Annotated in this window: 21 protein-coding genes and 1 tRNA gene; 4 read left to right on the forward strand and 18 right to left on the reverse strand. The window is 63.6% G+C overall.

The window, feature by feature from the left end:
- Window positions 1-192: 192 nt before the first annotated feature.
- The 11 genes from ABD283_RS00435 to ABD283_RS00485 form a co-directional block, all read right to left on the reverse strand.
- Window positions 193-1,374 carry a tyrosine-type recombinase/integrase gene (locus tag ABD283_RS00435; RefSeq protein ID WP_344223108.1) on the reverse strand — a complete coding sequence of 394 codons (1,182 nt, stop codon included), beginning with the start codon at window positions 1,372-1,374 and terminating at the stop codon, window positions 193-195.
- 4 nt (window positions 1,375-1,378) lie between these two features.
- Window positions 1,379-1,636, reverse strand: coding sequence for a helix-turn-helix domain-containing protein (locus ABD283_RS00440; protein WP_425552776.1), 258 nt, complete (start codon window positions 1,634-1,636; stop codon window positions 1,379-1,381).
- A gap of 158 nt (window positions 1,637-1,794) precedes the next feature.
- Window positions 1,795-1,868, reverse strand: a tRNA-Pro gene (locus ABD283_RS00445).
- Window positions 1,869-2,304: 436 nt separating this feature from the next.
- Window positions 2,305-3,849: a ribosome biogenesis GTPase Der gene (der, locus tag ABD283_RS00450; RefSeq protein WP_344223111.1), complete on the reverse strand. Its 1,545-nt coding sequence runs from the start codon at window positions 3,847-3,849 to the stop codon at window positions 2,305-2,307.
- 7 nt (window positions 3,850-3,856) lie between these two features.
- On the reverse strand, window positions 3,857-4,597 hold the full coding sequence (gene cmk / locus ABD283_RS00455) for a (d)CMP kinase (protein ID WP_344223112.1): 741 nt from the start codon (window positions 4,595-4,597) through the stop codon (window positions 3,857-3,859).
- Entirely contained in the window at window positions 4,597-5,709 is a 1,113-nt protein-coding gene (locus ABD283_RS00460) for a prephenate dehydrogenase (protein WP_344223114.1), read from the reverse strand. The genes cmk and ABD283_RS00460 overlap by 1 nt, the downstream gene beginning before the upstream one ends.
- Before the next feature lie 2 nt (window positions 5,710-5,711).
- Entirely contained in the window at window positions 5,712-6,737 is a 1,026-nt protein-coding gene (locus tag ABD283_RS00465; RefSeq protein ID WP_344223115.1) for a pseudouridine synthase, read from the reverse strand.
- Between the two features lie 7 nt (window positions 6,738-6,744).
- The gene (gene scpB / locus ABD283_RS00470; RefSeq protein ID WP_095798450.1) at window positions 6,745-7,380 is read right to left on the reverse strand and encodes an SMC-Scp complex subunit ScpB; all 636 of its coding nucleotides are present in this window, start codon (window positions 7,378-7,380) and stop codon (window positions 6,745-6,747) included.
- 86 nt (window positions 7,381-7,466) lie between these two features.
- Complete coding sequence (locus ABD283_RS00475) at window positions 7,467-8,345, reverse strand: segregation and condensation protein A (RefSeq protein WP_095798348.1); 879 nt, start codon at window positions 8,343-8,345, stop codon at window positions 7,467-7,469.
- 55 nt (window positions 8,346-8,400) lie between these two features.
- A complete protein-coding gene (locus ABD283_RS00480; RefSeq protein ID WP_344223116.1) occupies window positions 8,401-9,294 on the reverse strand; it encodes a ParA family protein in 894 nt (297 codons plus the stop codon).
- A 271-nt stretch (window positions 9,295-9,565) separates the two neighbouring features.
- Window positions 9,566-11,488 (reverse strand): propionyl-CoA synthetase, encoded by a 1,923-nt coding sequence (locus tag ABD283_RS00485; RefSeq protein WP_344223117.1) that lies wholly within the window; start codon window positions 11,486-11,488, stop codon window positions 9,566-9,568.
- A 187-nt stretch (window positions 11,489-11,675) separates the two neighbouring features.
- Here ABD283_RS00485 and ABD283_RS00490 point away from each other — a divergent pair, with 187 nt between their 5' ends.
- The 4 genes from ABD283_RS00490 to ABD283_RS00505 all read left to right on the forward strand — a co-directional run bounded on the left by ABD283_RS00490 (window position 11,676) and on the right by ABD283_RS00505 (window position 16,076).
- Window positions 11,676-12,341 (forward strand): GntR family transcriptional regulator, encoded by a 666-nt coding sequence (locus tag ABD283_RS00490; RefSeq protein WP_344223118.1) that lies wholly within the window; start codon window positions 11,676-11,678, stop codon window positions 12,339-12,341.
- Window positions 12,342-12,410: 69 nt separating this feature from the next.
- Window positions 12,411-13,943 carry an MmgE/PrpD family protein gene (locus ABD283_RS00495; protein ID WP_344223119.1) on the forward strand — a complete coding sequence of 511 codons (1,533 nt, stop codon included), beginning with the start codon at window positions 12,411-12,413 and terminating at the stop codon, window positions 13,941-13,943.
- A gap of 3 nt (window positions 13,944-13,946) precedes the next feature.
- A complete protein-coding gene (prpB, locus tag ABD283_RS00500) occupies window positions 13,947-14,858 on the forward strand; it encodes a methylisocitrate lyase (protein WP_344223120.1) in 912 nt (303 codons plus the stop codon).
- A 78-nt stretch (window positions 14,859-14,936) separates the two neighbouring features.
- Window positions 14,937-16,076 carry a bifunctional 2-methylcitrate synthase/citrate synthase gene (locus tag ABD283_RS00505; RefSeq protein WP_315279257.1) on the forward strand — a complete coding sequence of 380 codons (1,140 nt, stop codon included), beginning with the start codon at window positions 14,937-14,939 and terminating at the stop codon, window positions 16,074-16,076.
- Window positions 16,077-16,198: 122 nt separating this feature from the next.
- Here the strand turns inward: ABD283_RS00505 and ABD283_RS00510 are convergent, their stop codons facing one another.
- The 7 genes from ABD283_RS00510 to pyrG form a co-directional block, all read right to left on the reverse strand.
- Window positions 16,199-16,612 carry a hypothetical protein gene (locus ABD283_RS00510; RefSeq protein WP_344223121.1) on the reverse strand — a complete coding sequence of 138 codons (414 nt, stop codon included), beginning with the start codon at window positions 16,610-16,612 and terminating at the stop codon, window positions 16,199-16,201.
- A gap of 91 nt (window positions 16,613-16,703) precedes the next feature.
- Window positions 16,704-17,435 carry a hypothetical protein gene (locus ABD283_RS00515; protein WP_344223122.1) on the reverse strand — a complete coding sequence of 244 codons (732 nt, stop codon included), beginning with the start codon at window positions 17,433-17,435 and terminating at the stop codon, window positions 16,704-16,706.
- Entirely contained in the window at window positions 17,432-17,950 is a 519-nt protein-coding gene (locus ABD283_RS00520) for a DUF421 domain-containing protein (RefSeq protein WP_315279250.1), read from the reverse strand. The genes ABD283_RS00515 and ABD283_RS00520 overlap by 4 nt, the downstream gene beginning before the upstream one ends.
- Before the next feature lie 95 nt (window positions 17,951-18,045).
- Complete coding sequence (locus tag ABD283_RS00525) at window positions 18,046-19,029, reverse strand: D-alanyl-D-alanine carboxypeptidase family protein (RefSeq protein ID WP_344223123.1); 984 nt, start codon at window positions 19,027-19,029, stop codon at window positions 18,046-18,048.
- A 99-nt stretch (window positions 19,030-19,128) separates the two neighbouring features.
- Entirely contained in the window at window positions 19,129-20,097 is a 969-nt protein-coding gene (locus ABD283_RS00530) for a site-specific tyrosine recombinase XerD (protein WP_344223124.1), read from the reverse strand.
- Window positions 20,094-20,747: an NUDIX domain-containing protein gene (locus tag ABD283_RS00535; RefSeq protein WP_344223125.1), complete on the reverse strand. Its 654-nt coding sequence runs from the start codon at window positions 20,745-20,747 to the stop codon at window positions 20,094-20,096. The genes ABD283_RS00530 and ABD283_RS00535 overlap by 4 nt, the downstream gene beginning before the upstream one ends.
- 41 nt (window positions 20,748-20,788) lie before the next feature.
- The gene (gene pyrG / locus ABD283_RS00540; RefSeq protein ID WP_344223126.1) at window positions 20,789-22,483 is read right to left on the reverse strand and encodes a CTP synthase; all 1,695 of its coding nucleotides are present in this window, start codon (window positions 22,481-22,483) and stop codon (window positions 20,789-20,791) included.
- Window positions 22,484-22,508: the final 25 nt, after the last annotated feature.

The following is a 22,508-nucleotide window of genomic DNA, read 5'->3' on the forward strand; positions in this document are numbered from 1 at the left end:
ACGAGGCCCCATTTGCGGGATCAACGGTCCCGCCGAATCGGTGGGACCTCAAATTCTGCGAATCTTGTCACGGCGCCGCGAAATTTGCGTGACCGTGAAGTTTTCGAATCATGGCTGAATGCCGAATCCCAGGCGCGACGTCTTAGAGCCAAACTACGTCAAAGTTGCCTCCCGATCAACGCCGCGCTGCGGTCACACTTCCTTCCCGAAAACACGGTCGAGCATTTCGGCGGTCGCGGGGTTCACCATCTCGTTGCGACGGATATAGTGCTGCACCGTGATCGCCGGGTCCGTGTGTCCGAGTAGTTCGGCGGCGAGGTCGACGCCAGCCTCGTTACTGATCGCGGTCGCGACCGTGCGACGAAACATGTGCGGCGTGACGCCCTCGATGCCCGCGAGGTCGAGCACGTGCCGCAGCTGCCTGCGCACGTTGTTCGTCGTCAACGGGCCACCATCACGATTACAGAACAACAGCGCATCAAGCGAGGCATCATCGCGGCGGGCAAGCCTGAGCCGCACCGCCTCGGCAGCGAATGCGGGGAGTGCGACCGTACGCCTGGACTTTGCGGTCTTGGGGTGATCCTGCCGCTGGGTCGGTTCGCCGCGGTGCGCGACGATGGTGCCGCTAATGCGAATCGACGGCGGGGCACTCACGATGTCGATATCGCGGCGCCGGATCGCAAGCACCTCTCCGATGCGGGCCGATGTGCCGAGCATCACCTCGACGATCGCGCCGAGTTGCCCATCCGGTTTCGGTCCGGTGGGTGAGAGCCCGGTCTCCCAGAACGCGATTGCGGTGCGGATGGCGTTCACCTCGGCGGGGGTGAGCGCGTTCGGTGTCGTCGGGGGTTTCCGGAGCCGTGAGACGTGATCCATCGGGTTGCGCGGCAGCACCTCGTGCCGCACTGCGAGCCCGAGCGCAAGCCGCAACGCTACCCGGGCCTGCTTGGCACGGTTGTAGCTTTGCTTCGCAAGCTGCTTCAAGAAGTGGTCGCAGCGTGCCACGCCGATCTCGCGCAGCGTGAGGTCTTTGAACGCGGGCATCACGAGCGTGCGCATGTTGCGTTCGTACAGCTGTCGGGTGGTGGTCGAGAGCCGATCTTCAAGATCGAGATCTTCAAGCCAGTACGCCACCAGGTCGGGGAACGGACTGTCGGCAGTCAGCCCGATACCTGCGGGCTGGTAGAGCGTGCGCTCGGCAAGCTTCGCTTTCAACCGTTGTTCGGCGGCGCGCTTCGTGTCACCGGTGGCTTGCACGAGCCTGGACTTCCCATCCCAGTCGCGATACCTCGCGCGGGCGGTCACGCGACCGGTCGACGCGGTCTGGAACCCGATCGTACCGAAGGTGCCGATGGTGAGGCGTGGGCGGCTCATCGTGTCACCTCCCGCCGGGCGGGGAAGCCTGGGCGCCGTTGCGTTGCTGTTCGATCCAGACGCGCACGTCGGAGATGGCGAACTTCAGGTGTTTGCCGAAGCGGTACGCGGGCGGGCCGAGGCCTCGGGTGCGCCAGTCGTAGATCGTCGAGACGGGGATGCCCAGATATGTGGCCAGCTCGCCGACATCGATCAGGGGCTCCAGGCCCCACGGGGTGGGTTGTGCTTCGGTGTCCATGACGAACAGGTGCACGGCGCGCATCGCAGCTGACCGTACACAACCGGGGCGGTTGGGGCCCTGCCGGGTGGCTGTCGCCCGAGTGCCGCCTCGGCGTGTCAAAAAGATGGGTTTGTGATGACCGGATCAAATCTCACAACCTAAAAAGTCCCGGAAACCCTTGAGTTTCCGGGACCTCTCGGTCGGGCTGACAGGATTTGAACCTGCGACCCCTTGACCCCCAGTCAAGTGCGCTACCAAGCTGCGCCACAGCCCGCGACCATGTTCGGTACTGGGAACCAGTCCCGAACACCAGAGATACATTACCCCAACGTCGACCGAAATTCACATCGACGGGCCCGGACCGAGCAATCGCCACCGCGTAGCCCGCGAACTCCACTCCGTGCGCCCGCGTTCACGCTGGCAGCAAGAGCACTGCACGTTCATAGACGTTGAGACCAGGATCCCCAGCAGCCGGGAATCTGATCGACGTTGTGACCCGAGATTCGAGGATTGTGGGTCGTAAGGTCGATCAGATTGAGATGGCGCTCGGATCGTGGTCCTTACGTCGATCAGAGTGCACTTCGCTCCCCCGCGCACAACACCCATGCGGCCACACCAGCAACAGAAACACCGGGCCGCCCCGTGCGAAACGGGACGACCCGGCGTCGTCGTCGGCCAGGAGGTCGAGAAATAGAGAAGCCGGCGAACCGTTACTTCTTCCGCTGCCGCTTCTCACGCACGCGCATGGTCACGTCAATGGGCGTGCCCTCGAAGCCGAAGGTCTCGCGCAGGCGGCGCTGGATGAAGCGGCGGTAGCCGGGATCCAGGAAGCCGGTGGTGAACAGCACGAACTTGGGCGGCCGTGAGGACACCTGCGTACCGAAGAGGATGCGGGGCTGCTTGCCACCGCGCACGGGGTGCGGGTGAGCGGCCACGAGCTCGCCCAGGAACGCGTTGAGGCGCCCGGTGGGGATGCGCTTATCCCACGAGTCCAACGCGGTGTGCAGGGCGGGAACCAGCTTGTCCTTGTGCCAGCCGGTCTTCGCGGAGATGTTCACGCGCGGGGCCCAAGCTACGTGGGCCAGGTCGCGCTCGATCTCGCGCTCCAGGTAGAAGCGGCGCTCATCATCCAGCAGGTCCCACTTGTTGAAAGCGAGCACCACTGCGCGGCCGGAGTCCACGGTCATCTGAAGAATGCGCACATCCTGCTCAGAGAGCACTTCGTCCACGGCCAGCAGCACCACGGCCACCTCGGCACGCTCCAGAGCCGACTGGGTGCGCAGGGACGCGTAGAAGTCGGCACCCTGCTGCAGGTGCACGCGGCGGCGGATACCGGCGGTGTCGATGAAGCGCCACGGCTCGTCGCCCAGCATCACGATCTCATCCACCGGGTCACGAGTGGTGCCGGCTAGCTCGTCCACAACCACACGGTTCTCACCGGCCATCTTGTTCAGCAGCGAGGACTTGCCCACGTTCGGGCGACCCAGCAGGGCCACGCGGCGGGGGCCGCCCTCGACCTCGGGCTCGGCCACCTCGGAGTGCTCGGGCAGGGCCTTGACCAGAGCGTCCAGTGCGTCACCGGTGCCCATGCCGTGCAAGGACGATACCGGGAAAGGCTCCCCCATGCCCAGCGCCCACAGCTCGGAAGCGGCGATCTGCAGCTGCGGCGAATCGGCCTTGTTGGCCACCAGGATGATCGGCTTCTTCACGCGTCGCAGCATGGAAACCACAGCCTCATCGGTTGCAGTCACGCCCACGGTCACGTCCAGGACCAGCAGCACGGCGTCGGCGTTCTGCACGGCCACCTCGGCCTGCTCGGCCACGCGGGCGTGGATGCCCTTGGCGTCGTGCTCCCAGCCGCCGGTGTCCACCAGCGTGAAGTTCTTACCGGACCATTCGGCCTTGTAGGACACGCGGTCACGGGTCACGCCCGGGGTGTCCTCCACCACGGCCTCGCGGCGGCCGATCACGCGGTTGACCAGCGTGGACTTACCCACGTTGGGTCGGCCGACCACGGCCACCACGGGATCCGGGAGACGCGTTTCGCGTTCGTCGTCCCAGCCGTCCCACTCATCGAGCAGCGCGGCGTCTTCCTCGTCCAGCTCGTAGTCGGACAGGCCCGCGCGCAGGGCCTCGGCGCGGCGCTCTGCCTCGTCGTCGTCAATGGCGGCCAAGCGCTCGGAAATATCTTCCTGGCCACCGCCCAGTACGGATTGCTCGTACGGGTCAACCTTGTTCTCTTCGGAACCGGTCATGGCTACCTCACTTACTCTGGGCGGGGGCGCCCGGGGATTGATCGGGGCCGGCGGCCCGTTCGGTCATGGTTTCGGTGGTGCGGATCACCAGATCGATCACGCCCTGCACGGTCTGCTCCATGCTCAGTTCGGACGAATCCAGCAGGTGCACGCCGTCCTGCGCTTCGGTGAAGTTCACCACGGTCGAGTCCTTGGCGTCACGACCCACCACTTGGTCTTTCAAATTCGACGACGCCGCCGCGCCCAGTTGCTTGCCTCGCCGCGCCAATCGCGCTTCTTCCGAGGCGGTCAGCAGAATGCGCACGGTGGCATCCGGGGCGACCACGGTGGTGATGTCGCGGCCCTCGGCCACCATGCGGTGACCGGAATCGGCAACGATCTGGCGCTGCATAGCTACCAGCACCTCACGAGCCGGAACGGTCGTGGCGATCGCGGACACGTTGTTGGTCACGTCGTCCCCGCGGATCTCGGATCGGACGTCCTGGCCGTCCACGGTGATGCGCTCCCCGTTGGGGTCGGTGCCCATGTCCAGGGGAACAGAACGGGTGGCCTCAACAATGGCGTCCGAGTCGCTCAAGTCGACCTGCGTGTGCAAGCACCACCAGGTCACGGCGCGGTACATGGCACCGGTGTCCAGGTAGGCCAGGTTGAAACGACGCGCCACTTCCTTGGACACGGAGGACTTTCCGGAACCGGAAGGCCCATCAATGGCGACCACCAATCGGGCGTTCTCATCGCGTGCGTCCATTACTGCACCACCTTCCAGTTGCGTTCGTTCAAAGCGTTCACGAGTTCCTCGCGACGGTTGGGATCCACGGAGACCACGACCAGACCCACCGGCTGACCCGGTGAGTGCTCAAGGCGCATGTCTTCCAGGTTGATCCCGTCCTCACCGATCTCGGTGAGCAGGCGGGCAATGGTGCCCGGGGTGTCGTCCACGGCCACGGTGAGCGTGGCGAACGCCTTGGGTGCGCCACCGTGCTTACCGGGAATCCGAGCTTGGCCAGAGTTGCCTTCGGCCATGAGCTGGGCGATGTCCAGTCGAGCCCCGCCGGCCATCGGGTTCTCCAGGGTGGAGATCAGCCGATCCAGATCCGTACGGACCTCGTGCAAGGACTCCACGATGGGCCGAGCATTGGCCGAGAGGATCTGCACCCACAAAGACGGATCGGAGCCGGCAATGCGCGTGGTGTCCCGCAGCCCCTGTCCCGCCAGGGACAAGTGGTGCAACGGGGTGTCCTGCAAGCGAGAGGCCAGCAACGAGGACATCACCTGCGGCAGATGAGAAATCAGCGCCACGGTCTCGTCGTGCTCGGCCGCATCCATCACGGTCACGGTCGCGCCCAGGTCCACGGCCAAGTTCTTGGCGGTGGTGATGGCTCGCGCGCTGGTCGTTTCGGTCGGGCAGATCACCCACGGCATGGAGGTGAACAGCTCACCGCGGGCAGCCACGGGACCGGACTTCTCGCGTCCGGCCATGGGGTGCGTGCCCACGTAGCGGGACAGATCCGCCCCGGCCGCGGCGACGTCGTCGAGAATCGAGGACTTGACCGAGGCAATGTCGATCACCACGGCGTCCGGGAAATCGGTCAGCGCCTCGACCACGAGCTCGGCGACCACGTCCGGCGGAGCGGCCACGACCACGAGCGCGGGATCGGACAGCGTCTGACCCGCATCGTGGACGGCACGCACGGATTGGCCGGCGCCAATGTCCTGGGCCACGGCTTCCGTGGTGGGCGAGGCATCGCGCACGTACACGCGCACCCCCAGGTGTTGGAGGCCCAGGCCGATGCTGGCGCCAAGCAACCCCGCACCGATCACCAGGACCGGTCCGGAGGTTGAAACGATCGCCGGAACCACCGTTACATCCCCACCGATGCGAGCAGGGTACCCACCTCGGTGTGCGACAGCTTGCGCACCACACCCTGGCGCTGATCACCAATGGCGATCGGGCCCACCTGAGTGCGCGCGAGCCGCTCGACCGGGTGGCCCACGGAATCGAACATGCGGCGGACAATACGGTTACGGCCGGTGTGCAACACGACTTCGATCAACACGTGACCGGGCTTGGAGTCGATCAGCTTGAACGAATCGACCTTGGCAATGCCGTCCTCGAGCTTGATGCCCTCGCGCATTTGCTTGCCGATGCCCTTCTCCACGGGACCGTGCACCTGGACCAGGTAGGTCTTGGGCACCTCGTAGGAGGGGTGGGTCAGGCGGTTGGTGAGTTCGCCGTCGTTGGTGAGCAGCAGCAGACCCTCGGTCTCCACGTCCAGGCGACCCACGTGGAACACGCGCTCGTGCTTGCGGACGTCCAGGAAGTCGCTCACGCAGCGGCGGCCGTCAGGGTCCTCCATGGTGGAGACCACACCGGCCGGCTTGTTGAATGCGTAGTAGACGAGCTTCTCATCGGTCTGAATGCGCATGCCGTCCACGTGGACGCTCTGCAGCGCGGGATCCACGCGCACACCCAGTTCGTTGACGATCTGGCCGTCCACCTCCACGCGGCCGTCCAGGATCATTTCCTCGCATACGCGCCGCGAGGCCACGCCAGCCTGAGCCATGAGCTTCTGCAGGCGCACACCGTTCTCGTCGTGTGCTTCCAGACGGTCGACGGGCGGGTTCTTGGGACGACGCCGCCGGTGCGGGCCGTGCTCCTTGATCGCCGAAGCGCGGCGCTCGTACTTGTCCACGCCGCCGAAGGCGCGGGGCTTCTGCGGCCCCTTCTTGCCGGCTGATGCCTTGGGCTTGCCGGGTCCGGACTTGGGACCGGACTTGAAGCCGCCCTTGGGTCCGGCTTTGGAGCCCTTGCCGCGACCCTGCGGTCCGCGAGCGCCGCCGCCGGGCTTGCCACCGCCGCGGGATGAGTTGTTTCGTGATTGAGCCATGCTGTGATCAGTCCTCTAAGTCTTCAAGTTGGTCGGTTCCGGGGAGCAGCGGGGCGATGTCTGGTAGTTCATCCAGTGAACCGAGGCCCAGCTTTTCCAAGAACAAGGGGGTGGTGGAGTAGAGCACGGAACCCGTGGATTCTTCGCGTTCGTGTGCGGTGAGCAGTCCGCGTTGCACCAAGGTCCGCACCACGCCGTCCACGTTGACACCGCGGATCGCTGAGATCCGGGAGCGGGACACGGGTTGCAAGTAGGCCACCACGGCAAGGGTTTCCAGGGCTGCTTGCGATAACCGCGAGCTGCTGCCTTCCACCACAAAGTCGGTCACGAGCTGGGCGTACTCACTGCGTGAGTAGATGCGCCAGCCGCCGGCCACTTGGCGCAGTTCAAAACCTCGCATTCTGGGGGCCGACCCTCCATCATATCCGAGGTTCGGGGCATCCGGTGGGGCTGCGGGGGTGGGACCGATCACGCCGTCGTACTCGGCTTTCAGGTATTCCAGGCCGCTACGTGCCTCGTGCAATGGCACATTGAGGGTGCGGGCGAGTTCTTCTTCTCGAACGGGGGCTGCGGCCACCATGAGTACGGCTTCGAGGGCCGCGTGAATATCGGTTGGGGGTTGTTCGTGTGGTTGGTCTACCACGCTGACATCATCTCCTTCGGTACGGTTCACACCGATCCATGACGTGTCTTATTCTTTCAGGTTTTCCGGGCCGCCGTTGCCAGGTGCTATTCCCCCGCGCCGTGGTCCTCGTTGACTGAGGTGCCCTCGAGGGGAATCTCGGCGCCCGTGTACTCGCTGTTGAGCCCTTCCGAAGTCCAGTCGTCCGGACCGTCCCAGCGCACGAGCAACGGTCCGAGCACCTCGTCCTGACGGATCCGCACCACGCGGTCGCGGAACATTTCCAGGATCGCCAGGAATCGCACCACAATCACCAACGTGGAGTCGGCGTCCGAGATCAGGGTGGCAAAGCTATGGTCCTGGCCGTCCTTGAGGATCTCGGCCATGGTCTCTGCCTCGTCCGCCACGCGCACCACGGCACCGTGCAGGTGCTCCACGTTGACCTCGTCCGGCACGTGTCGTTCGGGGTCCAGGGCGACCACGGCGAGTTGAGCGAACTGTTCGGGGGTGAGCGTCCACTTCAGTGGCGGCAGCGCGGTGGTCACCGCGGGGTCCAGGTCCACCTGCCGCGGGATCCGCACGGACTCCGCCGCGAAGCGCCGGTTGAGTTGTCCCGCCACTTCCTTGAACGCCTTGTACTGCAGCAACCGCGCGAACAGTAGGTCGCGAGCTTCCAGGAGTTCGACGTCGTATTCGTCCTCCACCTCGCCGCGCGGCAACAAGCGCGCGGCCTTGAGGTCGAGCAGGGTCGCCGCGACTACCAAGAACTCACTGGCCTCATCGAGGGCCTTGACCGAGCCCTCTTCCTGAAGTGCCTTCACATAGCGGATGAACTCATCCGTGACCACGGACAGCGCCACGTGGGTGATGTCCATTTCATGCTTGGCGATCAGGGAGAGCAGCACGTCAAAGGGGCCCTGGAAGTTTTCCAGGGCCACCTTGAAACCGGTGTCCGAGTCCGTGGGAAGCTCGGCGACAACGCTCATGCTCGTGAAGTGACCTCGCGCAAGATCAGGCCGCGAGCGGCGCCGGCGGTGGTGATCACGGCGCTCCGCCGCGGCTGATCAGCTCGCGTGCGAGCTGGCGGTAGGACTCCGCACCCGGATGGTTCGTGGCGAAGTTGAGAATCGGTTCGGCGGCCACCGTGGCGTCCGGGAACTTCACGGTGCGCTTGATGACCGTGTCGAAGACCTTGTCGCCAAAGGCATCCACGATGCGGGCGATGACCTCGCGCGAGTGCAAGGTGCGCGAGTCGAACATGGTGGCCAGTACGCCGTCGATCTGGAGCTTGGGGTTCAGGCGATCCTGGACCTTTTCAATGGAATCCACCAGCAGGGCCACGGCACGCAACGCGAAGAACTCGCAGATCAGCGGGATGATCACGCCGTGCGAAGCCGTCAACGCGTTGACCGTCAGCAAGCCCAAGGACGGTTGGCAGTCGATGAGGATTACGTCGTAGTATTCCTCGACCTTGCGCAGCGCTGAGGACAGCACCTGTTCGCGGGCGACCTCCGTAACCAGCTGCACCTCAGCGGCCGAGAGGTCGATGTTGGCGGGCAAGAGGTCCACGTTGGGCACGTGGGTTTCCTGCACCACGTCCCACACGTCCACCGAGCGGTCCATCATCACGTTGTAAATGGTGAGATCCAGCTCGTGGGGGTTGGAACCGAAACCCGCGGACAGCGCACCCTGCGGGTCGAAATCCACCAGCAGCACCTTGCGTCCGGTCTCCGCGAGCGCGGCACCCAGGTTGATGGTGGACGTGGTCTTACCCACGCCACCCTTCTGGTTCACCATGGCGATGATGCGTGCGGGACCGTGATCCTTGAGTTCCGGCGGATCCGGGAAGGTGCGCAACGGACGGCCGGTGGGGCCTACGGCGCCCGATGACTGGTCATCGAGCTCAGGGAACCTCTCGTCACTGGCTTTGCTCACGTGCTACGGCCTGCTTTCCTCAAGTCACTGGTCAGGTCTCAACGAACTACACTACCGCCGTCCGGCGGGAGCGAACCAACCGAAGTCATGAGAACCGTTGATTGAGCCGACCGATCCCTGGACTCATGGACATGGCAACGAGGCTATTAAATTGGAACGAGCGAAACTCCAGCTACACAGCGGTTCGGCATAAAGGCCCATTACACAGAAAATCGGAGTGGCGCCATCCGGAGACAGCGCCACTCAGATTCCGGTTTGATGGTTTTCCGGCTTACTGCTTGGGCGCCAGGATCGAGTGCAGCGCCTCCAAGACTGAATCGTCCTCGATGGTCGAAGGCACCGAGTACTTTTCGCCATCGGCCATCTGACGCATGGTCTTGCGCAAGATTTTGCCGGAGCGGGTCTTGGGCAGTGCTTCCACCACGGCCACGTCCTTGAAGTCGGCCACGGGGCCGATCCCGGAACGCACCAGCTTGACCAGGTCCTTGGCCAGCTCGTCCTCGCTGATCTCGGATCCGGTCTTGAGCACCACGTACCCGGAGGGCCGCTGACCCTTGAGCGGATCATTGACACCGATCACCGCGCACTCGGCAACATCCGGGTGCGTGGCCACGATCTGCTCCATCTGACCGGTGGACAAGCGGTGGCCGGACACGTTGATCACGTCGTCGGTACGACCCATCACGTACACGTAGCCGTTCTCATCAATGAAGCCTGAGTCACCGGTTGCGTAGTAACCCGGGAAGGCCTCGAGATAGGAGGAAATGAAGCGGTCGTCGTCACCCCACAAGGTGGCCAACGTGCCGGGAGGCAGGGGCAGCTTGACCGCGATATTGCCTTCTTCGCCCTGTGCTACCGGGTCACCCAGGGGATCCAGGATTTCCACGTTGTAGCCGGGCACCGGGACAGTAGGCGAACCAGCAACGATCGGCAGCTTCTCGATACCGAAGGGGTTGGAGCAAATAGCCCACCCGGTTTCGGTCTGCCACCAGTGGTCGATCACGGGAACGCCAAGGACCTTGGCGGCCCAGTGATAGGTCTCCGGATCGAGTCGCTCGCCCGCGACGAACAGCGCCTTCAGGGATGAAATGTCGTAGTCCTTGACGAAATCGCCCTCGGGGTCTGCCTTGCGGATCGCACGCAGGGCGGTGGGAGCGGTGAACAGCGCCTTGACGCCGTGATCGTTGACGCGCTTCCAGAACGCGCCGGCATCCGGCGTGCCCACGGGCTTACCTTCGTAGAGCACCGTGGTGGCACCCACCAACAGTGGCGCGTAGACGATGTAGGAGTGGCCCACAACCCACCCAACGTCCGAGGCGGTCCACATGACCTCGCTCTCGCCCACGTCGTAGATGTTCTTCATGGACCAGGTCAGCGCCACCGCGTGGCCGCCGTTGTCGCGCACCACGCCCTTGGGCTTACCGGTGGTGCCGGAGGTGTACAGGATGTAGAGCGGATCGGTGGCCGCCACGGTTACCGCGTCCGCGGGTTCGGCGTTTTCCAGAGCCTCGGTCCAGGACAGCCACGCGGGGGCGTTCTCCACGCCTTCGGCACGTTCGCGCGCGTCCGCCACGGAGTTCTCGAAACCCTCACGCTCGTGGACCAGCACCGCCGACGGCGTGTGGTCGCTGATCTCGAGGGCCTCCTCCACGGACGGGATGTACTCGATCCGACGTTTGGGCTCCACGCCTCCCGAGGTCGTCACGATCACTGTGGGTTTGGAGTCGTCAATGCGGCTGGCCAGCTCACGGGGAGCGAATCCACCGAAGACCACGGAGTGAACGGCGCCCAGTCGAGCACAGGCCAGCATGCCGACCACGGACTCCGCGATCATGGGCATGTAGAGGAGAACGCGGTCGCCTTTCTTGACCCCCTGGTCCGCGAGCGCTCCGGCGAACAGCTGCACGCGTTCCAGCAGCTCGCTGTAGGAAATCTCTTCCTGGATATCCAGCACGGCCGAGTCATAGATCAGGGCGGTGCGGTCCCCGTTGCCCGCTTCAACGTGGCGGTCCAGCGCGTTGGCGCACGTGTTCAGTTCCGCATCGGGGAACCAGCGATAGATAGGTGCCTTGGAGTCGTCGAGGGCCTTGGTGGGCGGGGTGACCCACTCAACGGCCTGTGCAGCATCGAGCCAGAACTGCTCCGGGTTGTTGACACTGTTCTCGTAAACGGATGCGTACGTAGCCTGGGACATGATCTCTCCGACATCTTTGTTGGACTCGTTGGATTGCCTTGGTTCCAGGCTAGTGTTGTGAGTCACACCTTTCAATAGGTTTGTATACACAGCTTCCACATTTTTGGATTATTTCCCGGATGACTCGCCCATTTAAGCCTTCTGTGTATACACTCGAGGTGTTCGATGCGATTCACGAGGAGGTGTCATGCGAGCTGGGGAACGCGCTTACCAAGCTTTGCGCGCAGACATAGTCGAATGGCGCTTGCTGCCCGGACAAGTTCTGGGCGAGGTCGAGCTCTCCGAGCGGCTGGGTATCTCCCGCACCCCTGTGCGCGAAGCGCTCTCACGTCTCACGGCGGACGGCTTGACCGAACCGCACAACGGCCGCGGCGTCGTCGTCGCGACCATCTCCGCGGACGACGTCCGTTCGCTCTACGAATTCCGCGACAGCCTCGATTGCAGGGCAGCCGAACTTGCCGCACGCCGCGGTGACCCGGAAGTTTTCCGAGGCTTGGCCGAGGAGCTGCTGCACGCAGTCGAAGGCCTCAACAACGACCACGACCCGGATCACGTCTCGTACTACGAACTGGTCCAGCGCATGGATGCCGCGATCGACGAGGCCGCCGCGAATCCGTTCCTGCGACAGGCGCAGGCCGGGGTTCGGCTGCATCTGGCCCGCGTGCGCAAGCTCTCCAAGTCCGACCCGCGGCGCTTGGCATCGGCGGCCGTCGAACACCAGCGCATTGCCCAGGCCATCGCGGACGGCGATCCCGCATTGGCCATCGCGACCACCCGCGTGCACCTGAGCAACGCACTGCAACACGCTTTGAACACCAAAGAATTGGCGCCGGTGCGGTCCGCCGCATCGTAACCACAACACCCGCTACACCCGCGCGGCGCCGACCGGTCCGCGCGTAACGGATCTGAGGAAGGACTCCCCGTGACCGTCAAGCACACCGTACGTACGTACTCGTCCAAGGAAAATCTGCCCCGCGAGGAGCAGCTGGCCTACAAACTGGCCAAGGTGGCCACCGACCCGGTCGAGGTCGATCCCGAGGTTGTGGACATGGTCATCAACCGCATCATTGACAACGCGTCGGTGGCAGTCGCCTCCCTGAACCGTGCTCCCATTGTTTCGGCCCGCACCCAGGCACTGGGCCACAAGGTCACCGAAGGCTCCGGCTTCACCGGCAACGGTGCCCTGCTGTACGGCGCTCCGGACAACAACGCGCCGGTCTCCCCCGAGTGGGCCGCATGGGCCAACGGTGTGGCCGTGCGCGAGCTGGACTACCACGACACGTTCCTGGCCGCCGAGTACTCCCACCCCGGCGACAACATTCCGCCGATCTTGGCTGTGGCTCAGCACGTGGGCAGCAACGGTAAGGACCTGATTCGCGGTATCGCGACCGGCTACGAAATCCAGGTGGATCTGGTCAAGGCCATCTGCCTGCACGAGCACAAGATCGACCACATCGCCCACATCGGACCCTCCGCCGCGGCCGGTATCGGCACCCTGTTGGGTTTGGACACCGAGACCATCTTCCAGGCCATCGGCCAGGGTCTGCACACCACCACCGCCACCCGCCAGTCCCGCAAGGGTGAGATCTCCACGTGGAAGGCACACGCTCCGGCATTCGCCGGCAAGATGGCGGTCGAGGCCGTGGACCGCGCCATGCGCGGCCAGACCTCCCCCACGCCCATCTACGAAGGTGAAGACGGTGTGATCGCGTGGCTGCTGTCCGGCCCCGATGCCTCCTACGAAGTTCCCCTGCCCGAGCAGGGCGAAGCCAAGCGCGCCATCCTGGACACCTACACCAAGGAACACTCCGCGGAGTACCAGGCGCAGGCCTGGATCGACCTGGCCCGCAAGCTGAACAAGGAACACCCCGAGGTCGCGGACCCGAACAACGTGAAGTCCATCCTGATCAAGACCTCGCACCACACTCACTACGTGATCGGTTCCGGCGCCAACGATCCGCAGAAGTACGATCCCAAGGCCTCGCGCGAGACCTTGGACCACTCGATTCCCTACATCTTCACCGTTGCGCTGCAGGACGGCGAGTGGCACCACGTGGACTCCTACGCTCCGGAGCGCGCCGGTCGCGAAGACACCGTGGCCCTGTGGAACAAAGTCACCACCGAAGAGGATCCCGAGTGGACCCGCCGTTACCACTCCTTGGACATCTCCGAAAAGGCATTCGGCGGTTCCGTGGAAATCACCCTCAATGACGGGACCGTGATCACGGACGAGATCGCCGTGGCCGACGCTCACCCGTTGGGCGCACGTCCGTTCGCTCGCGAGCAGTACATCAACAAGTTCCGCACTTTGGCCGAGGGCCTCGTGGCACCGGAGGAGATCGAGCGCTTCCTAGACGCCGTCCAGCGACTGCCCGAACTCGAGGCCGGTGAACTGGGTCAGCTCAACATCGTGGCGGCCGTGGACCTGGAGAAAGCTCAGAAGGGAATCTTCTAAATCATGCTGTATTCGAAAGTCACCCCCGCCGAAAAGCGCGTGGCGTTCCGCAAGGCCCTGGCCGACCCCAAGGTCGCCCAGTTCCCCGGCGCGTTCACCCCGCTGTCCACCAAGCTCATCCAGGAACAGGGCTTCGAGGGCGTGTACATCTCCGGTGGCGTGCTGGCCAACGAGTTGGGTCTGCCCGACATCGGGCTTACCACGCTCACCGAGGTAGCCACCCGCGCCGGTCAGATCGCCCGTTCCACGGACCTGCCCGCACTTGTCGACGCCGATACCGGTTTCGGTGAGCCCATGAACGTGGCCCGCACCGTACAGGAACTCGAGGACGCCGGCCTGGCCGGTTGCCACATCGAGGACCAGTTCAACCCCAAGCGTTGCGGTCACCTGGACGGCAAGAACGTGGTGGATACGGCCACGGCCACCAAGCGAATCAAGGCAGCCGTGGAGTCCCGCCGCGACGACAACTTTGTGATCATGGCTCGCACCGACATTCGCGGTGTGGACGGCCTGGACGCCGCTATCGACCGCGCCAAGGCACTTGCCGACGCCGGTGCGGACGTCATTTTCCCGGAGGCCATGGCCGACCTGTCCGAATTCGAGCGGATGGCCGAGGCATTGGACGTGCCCATCCTGGCCAACATGACCGAGTTCGGTAAGTCGGACCTGTTCACCAAGCAGGAACTGCAGGACGCCGGGGTGTCCATGATCATCTATCCCGTGTCACTGCAGCGTCAGGCACTGGGTGCCATCGAACGTCTGCTGACCGCCATCCGCGAGGACGGCACCCAGCAGGCCGAGGTAGAGAACATGCTCACCCGCAAGCGCCTGTACGAACTCGTGGATTACAACGGGTACAACCAGTTCGACTCCGGAGTGTTCAACTTCGAGGTCCCGGGCACGCCCGGTAACTAATCGTCCGCCTACGACGCCGCTGCCCAGCGGCGTCGTAGGCTTTCTAGTGATCGACCACACACGAACAAGGAGGTCACCATGACCGAAACCGAGATTCGCAAGGGTCTTGCCGGCGTCGTCGCCGACACCACCGCTGTGTCCAAGGTCAACGCCGAGACCAACTCGCTGCTGTACCGCGGTTACCCGGTGCAGGAGCTGGCCGCCAAGTGCTCCCCCGAGGAAGTCGCGCTGCTGCTGTGGACCGGGGAGCTGCCCACCGAGGATGAGCTCGCGGACTTCAAGAAGCGCGAACGCGCCAACCGTGCGCTGACCCCGGAACTGAAGAAGATCATTGACGCGCTGCCCACGGACTGTCACCCCATGGACGTGTGCCGCACGGCCGCATCCGTGATCGGAGCCCAGCACCCGGAGGCCGAAGATTCCTCTCCCGAGGCCGAGCTGCGCAAGGCGCAGGAACTGTTCGCCGTCATGCCCGCCGTGGTTTGCTACGACCAGCGCCGCCGTCGCGGTGAGGAGCTGGTTGAACCGCGCGAGGATCTGGACTACTCGGAGAACTTCCTCTGGATGGCTTTCGGTGAAGAAGCCGCCCCGGAGGTCGTGGACGCCTTCCGCGTGTCCATCATTTTGTACTCCGAGCACTCCTTCAACGCCTCGACCTTCACCGGCCGCGTGATCACCTCAACCCTGGCAGACCTGCACTCGGCCGTGGTCGGAGCCATCGGCGCCCTCAAGGGCCCGTTGCACGGTGGCGCGAACGAGGCCGTCATGCACACCTTCAAGGAACTGGGCATCCGCAAGGATGAGTCCTCCGAAGAGGCCGAGAAGCGCTCCAAGGAATGGATGGACAAGGCGCTGGCCGAGAAGAAGAAGGTCATGGGCTTCGGACACCGCGTGTACAAGCACGGTGACTCGCGCGTACCAACCATGCAGGACGCACTGTTCCGCATGCTCGACTACTACGATCGCCCGGAAATCCTGGGTCTGTACAACGGTCTGGCCAAGTCCATGGACGAAGCCAAGTCCATCAAGCCCAACCTGGACTACCCCGCCGGTCCCACGTACTGGCTCATGGGCTTCGACATTCCCACGTTCACGCCCATCTTCGTGTGCGCCCGCATCACCGGCTGGACCGCACACATCATGGAACAGCGCGCAGCCAACTCGCTGATCCGACCGCTGTCCGAGTACGACGGACCGGAAGAGCGTCACCTGGACTAAGCGCCCGCCGCGCCCAGGTACACAGAAGTCCCCGGGATTCACGCCATGACCGTGAGTCCCGGGGACGTTTCTCTGTCGCGGACCGGCTGGCATCGTCAAGCCGGGTGTCCACGCGCCGGCATCTAGGAGACGGGTTTCAGCGCCGCGCTCGTGAGCACCAGTTCTTCCCCACGGTCTATGAGGTAAGTGGCGGTCTCCTCGTCCGTGGCGGTCTGCAGGGCATCAATGTCGTCTGCTTGGTAGACATCCATTTTTTCCACGGTGCCGGTGATTTCGACCTCGTCACCGGGATTGAGCTCTTCCGGCAACTCATCGGTCATCACAATGGTGTCTTCCTCCCCCACCGTGAACACTCCGTCCGGGAGAACATGCTGGATTTCGTGAGTGATGGTCATGCTCTCACCCACCAGCTCTTCGGTGGGAATATTCGATTGATCCGCTTCGGTGACATCAGATTCAGGAGTACACGCTGTGAGAGAACTCGCAAGGACCAAACCCGTAATTCCGGCTGTTATTGCGCGTCGCTTGTGAATCATGATGATCTCCTCGTTCTCTCGAACATGTGTGGTATTTCCAGTTTGACAGTAACCTGACATTTTGCCGTGCTCAATGGGAGGCGGCATGTTCCTACTGTTCCTCAACGGGACCTGAACTCGGTGTCGCGTCCTTGGACGCCTGCTCCACGGAGTGGTCACGTAGAAAATAGGCCCCCAAAGAACCCGCAAGGGTTGCGAAGACCGCCACTGAATACATGGCAAGCAGCACGTGCAGGATCTGGGAGAAGCCGTCACTCGTGGTCAACCCACTGCCCGTGATCGTCGTGAGTGCTGCCTCATACAGGGCTTTCGAATAATCAGTGTGCGAACCCACCGCATACAACAACTGGCTGGAAGCCAGAACCACGACTGCCGTGACAGCAGCGACCCAACCGATTCTGTTGGATAGCAGCTTTCCTGCGGAACGCGATCCCCGCACACTCGCGGAAACGATCCCTCCCACGCGGGCCACGCGTGTGAGGCGCAACAGTCGCAGTGTCTGCAAAGCCCGAAAGAATCGTAGGAAGGGAATGAGCAGGAAAATGACCTGCCACCAGTTTCGTTTCCAGAACGCCGCTTGGAATTCTGCGATATAGGCGCGAAGCAGGAACTCGGCCACGAAGATCACCCAGAATACCCACCCCACAACGTTTAGGGTCCTGGTCCAGCCTGGATTCTGGACGAGAAGCTGGCCGAGTACAACGAATAGGAAGATCACACCCAAAATGCCCATGGGTCTGTCGAGTTTTGCCGCCAGAACTTCTGCCGCGGCCATCTCCTCGGCCTGGCTTCCTTCCGCAGGGGCGGCTCGAACGCTCCTCATCGTCGCCCCGTGTGGCGGACGTCTTCCAATGCAGACCCGTTACCGTACTGGCTTGAGGAGATCACGCTGAAGGTACCGTTCGTTTCTAGAATTACCGCCCTGACATCGTTCAGGTCACCAATCCCCTGCATGCGCACGGCCTGCCGAACTTCAGATTCCGCGAGCCGATGTTCTTTCATGGAGTCCGGGAGGAATTTCCCGTCTGCCAGCAGCAGCGCGGGCTGAGTGGTCAACAGGTTTCGCAACCACGGCAACCTCGAAGAACTCCAGGCAACAACGAACTGCAATCCGGCCAGTAGGATCAGCGCTGTCAGGCCTTCTAGCCACGAAACGGACGAACTCAGGAGAATGGTGGCCAGGGTCGAGCCCAGGGCTACTGTGACGACGAAGTCGAATGCGTTGAGTTGGCTGAGTGTGCGCTTCCCCGTGGCTCTAAGAATGAGAACGAGGGTGCCGTATGAGGCTGCTCCGACCAGGAGCACTCGGCCAATGGCATCCCAAGAATCGATCCACAAGAGGCTGTTCCTCCGATCCGCTGTCGAACGAGGTTCGAGTGACTGACATGACTACGGAGGTTCACGCTACCCGCAGTCGTGAGGCGGTCCGGTCATCAGTAGCGCGGGGCTTTGGGCAGACCCAGGTAGCTCTCCAGAGTGCTGTAACCGTTGTTCTTCACGCTGTTGGACGTGGGCGTTCCCACGTAGCGCAGGTGCCAGGGTTCGTAGGCGTAGCCGTGGGTTCCGGTGTATCCGTTGGGATACCTCACCACAAAGCCGTATTTGTGGCCGTTAGCGGCAACCCAGCGTCCCTGGGGCGTGTTACCGAAGCAGGCCTGCAGTCCGCACACCGCGCCCGGGGCGCCCACGTCGATGGCCAGACCGGTCTGGTGCTCGGAGTATCCGGGGCGGGCCGAAATGGTATCCGCGGTGGCTTGTCCGTACATGTTCACGTAGTTCCAGTAGAGACTGTTCTGCGTGCCGTAGGAACGGTAGCCGCTGACGGGCACGAGAGTAACGCCCTGGCTGGCCGCTGCCTTGCTCATGCGCTGGTAAGCAGCAGCGGCGTCACTGCGCAGCAACACCCCGGCGCCCACATTCTGCAGGGGGCCGGGAGCATAAGCCCGGGGGTTCAGGGGACGTTTCTTGTTCACGATCACGGACGAGCTGGCGGCACGGTCGATGTCTCGACTGACCGTGGTGCCCTTGCCCTTGGTCCATCGGATGGTGCCACGCTGATAGTGGACCACGCATGAATTGCCGCTGCAGGTTTCACGGGTCTTGGGATACCCCAGGTTTCCATGCTCAGAGCCTTCGACTCTCCAACGCTGCAGAATGCCGCCTCGTTGGGCGCGACCCCCGGTACTCGGGGACCAGTGAATGGTGCCGCCCTGATACTGGCGGTAACATCCGCCGTCGCGATACCCGCAGCGCTCAGAAGATGTGGCTTTACCCAACCAGCTGTTGGAGCCGCCCAGCGAACGGTACTCGTTGTCGATCCCGGCACCGGCCATGGCCGGAGCGGTTCCCAGCATGGAGAACACCAACGCCAGGAGTGCGGAGAAAAGGACCGTTCGGGATATCTGTTTGCGCGGCATGTTCCCAGGGTAGCCTCGGCGTTGCGTCAGGGACCCGAAATCATGTTTAAATTTCGGCACAAATCGCCAGGTGACACGGGACGCGAAGGACAGGACAGGTCAGTGAGCTCGCGGGTGCGCCGTCGCATACACCTCACGCAGCGATTCCACAGACACCTTGGTGTAGATCTGCGTGGTGGCCAGGGACGCGTGTCCCAGCAGTTCTTGGACCACACGTAGATCCGCCCCGCCCTCCAGCAAATGGGTTGCGAAGGAATGCCGCAGGGTGTGAGGAGTGACGTCCTCGCTGAGGTTCGCGAGCTCGGCGGCGTCCTTGACCATGGTCCACGCCGTCTGGCGGGAAATCCGGCCACCCCGGGCATTCAGGAAAACGGCCGGGGTCCCCTTGCCATGGCGGGACAGCTCCGGTCGCGCGCGCACCAGGTACTGATCGAGTGCTTTCTTCGCGTAGGAGCCCACCGGAACCATGCGGTGTTTATTGCCCTTACCCAGTAGTCGAACGAATGACAGTTCCGAGTCCTGAAGACCCGCCAGATCGTCCACGTCCAGAGCGACCGCTTCCGAGATGCGTGCGCCGGTCGCGTAAAGCAGCTCCAAGAAAGCCCGCGCGCGCAGGCCCGCCGGAGACTCCGGATCCGGTGCAGAGAGAATCTTTTCCACGCTGTCCAGGCCGATGGCCTTGGGCAGGCGCTGCGGCGGCGTCGGCGGGCTGACTCGCGAGGCCACGTCCACTTGGCACAGCCCCTCGGCGACCCAGAACGCATGGGCGCCCCGCACTGCCGCCAGAACCCGGGCTGTACTGCGAGTGCTCAGCGCCGGGCGCTCCGGCGATCCCCCGTGGAGGAGCCGCACAAAGGAACGGACGTGCTCTGTGGATATGTCAGCGGGCGTGGACACCGCGTCGTGCTCGGTATCAGCCGCAGCGCCGCCCAGGAACTCCTGATACCGCGTGAGGTCCCGGCGATAAGCGGCCAGAGTGTTCGCGGCCAGCCCCCGCTCGACGGTCAAATGGTCGAGGTAGCGATGAACGGCGCGTTCCAGAGCGGTTGGGGCGGAAGAACCTGTCACCGGAAATTCGGGTGACCCGGCCAGGGGCCATCGACCGGTCGGAGCGATGTCCAATCCTGTCCCCGTGCGGCATGGGCCGCCAAAATGCCGAGAACCGCGGCGGGAGAATTGATCTGCCCCGCGAGGGCGGCGGCCACGGCATCGTCAAGATCGGCGAAGCGCGCGAAAATCTCCGCTTCCTCCCCGTCGCGTTCGTGCCGGTCCGCCTCGGGCACCTCGTGAAGGCCGCGGGCCAAGAAGATGCGGTTGGCCTCCGAGGACGAACCGGGTGAATTGTGGAAGTCAACCAGCACGTGCCAGTCATCGGCCGTCATGTCCGCTTCCTCGGCAAGCTCCCGCTGGGCAGCGGCGTGGGGCGCTTCCCCATCTACGTCCAGCAAACCGGCGGGGATCTCCCACATGCGCATGCCCACGGGGTGACGGTACTGATTGATGAGCAGAACCCGGTCATGCTCGTCTAGCGCGACGATGGAGACCGCCCCGGGGTGGGTGATGAAGTCTCGTTTCAGCGTCGAGTCTTCATCACCCAGTCGGAACTCATCGCGTTGAACGTCCCAGATGAATCCTTCGTACACGGTGTCCGATGCCACCACCTTGTGGGGATCCATCGTGTCTTTCAGGTCTGCTCGGCTCACGCGCGAGAGTTCCATGCGAACCTCCGGGTTGCTCGGTTACTTACTGACCAGGGCCTTTACTGGCCGCTCAGGGTGTCACGACGGGACAGGGCCGCCTTGATGAGACCGTCGAACAGCGGGTGCGGGCGGGTCGGACGGGAGCCGTATTCCGGGTGAGCCTGTGTGGCCACGTAGTACGGGTGCTCGCTGCGGGGCAATTCTACGAACTCCACGAGCTGGCCGTCCGGGGACGTTCCGGACATCACCAGACCACCCTGGGTCAATGCATCGCGGTAGGCATTGTTGACCTCGTAGCGGTGACGGTGGCGCTCGGAGACCTCCAGGCTGCCGTAAGTCTCGGCGACCACAGAGCCCTCCGCGAGCTTGGCCGGGTAGGAGCCCAGGCGCATGGTGCCGCCCAGATCGCCGGCACCCTCAACGAACTGCTTCTGTTCCTCCATGGTGGCGATCACCGGGGTGTCGGTCTCGGGATCGAACTCGGTGGAGGATGCATTGGGCAGGCCAACCACGTTGCGCGCGAATTCCATGACCATGCACTGCAGGCCCAGGCACAGACCCAGGACCGGAACCTGGTTTTCACGGGCCCACTTGAGCGCTCCCAGTTTGCCTTCCAGGCCGCGGATGCCGAAGCCGCCGGGGACGCAGATCGCATCCACGTCGCCGAGTTCACGCTGGGCGCCCTCGGGAGTGTCACACAGGTCGGAAGCAACCCACTTGATGTGCACGCGGGAGTCATTGGCGAAACCGCCGGCCCGCAGCGCTTCCGACACGGACAGGTATGCGTCCGGGAGGTCGATGTACTTGCCGACCAGCGCCACGTTCACGTGGTGCTCGGGTTGGTGTACGGCCTCGAGCAGGTTGGACCACTGGGTCAGATCCGCGTCGCTGTAGGACAGACCCAGGTAGTCGAGGATGTAGGTGTCCAGGCCCTGGTTGTGCAGGGTGGTGGGGATGTCGTAGATGCTCGGGGCATCGGCACACGAAATCACGGCGTCCAGGTCCACGTCGCACGCGCCGCCAACCTTGCGGAGCATGCCGTCCGGAACATCGCGATCGCAACGCAGCACCAGTGCGTCCGGCTGGATTCCCAGACCGCGCAGCGTGGCCACGGAGTGCTGGGTCGGTTTGGTCTTGAGCTCACCGGACGGGCCGATGAACGGAATCAGGGACACGTGCAGGTAAAACACGTTGTTGCGGCCCACGTCCTGGCGCACCTGACGGGCGGCCTCGATGAAGGGCTGTGATTCGATGTCACCCACGGTGCCACCGATCTCGGTGATGATGATGTCCGGGGCGTCCTGATCCTCCGAACGGCGGCGCATACGGCGCTTGATCTCGTTCGTGATGTGAGGGATGACCTGAACCGTGTCTCCCAGATATTCGCCGCGGCGTTCCTTGGCGATCACGGTCGAGTAGACCTGCCCGGTGGTCACGTTGGCGGAGGCATCCAGTTTTTCGTCCAGGAAGCGCTCGTAGTGACCGATGTCCAGATCGGTTTCTGCGCCGTCGTCCGTGACGAAGACTTCACCGTGCTGGAACGGGTTCATGGTTCCGGGATCAACGTTGAGGTACGGATCCAGCTTCTGCATGGTCACTGACAGTCCGCGCGAGCGGAGCAACATGCCCAGCGACGAGGCCGTCAGGCCCTTGCCAAGAGAGGAAGCTACACCACCCGTGACGAAGATCTGTCGGGTAACTTTGCCGTTATTCTGCGTGCCTGCCTCGGGGGCGGCGTTCTGAGCGTTCACCACGGAATTTCAGCCTACCATTCCAGTT

Origin of the sequence: Kocuria atrinae (genome assembly GCF_039531425.1) — a bacterium.
GTDB classification, from domain to species: Bacteria; Actinomycetota; Actinomycetes; order Actinomycetales; family Micrococcaceae; genus Kocuria; species Kocuria atrinae.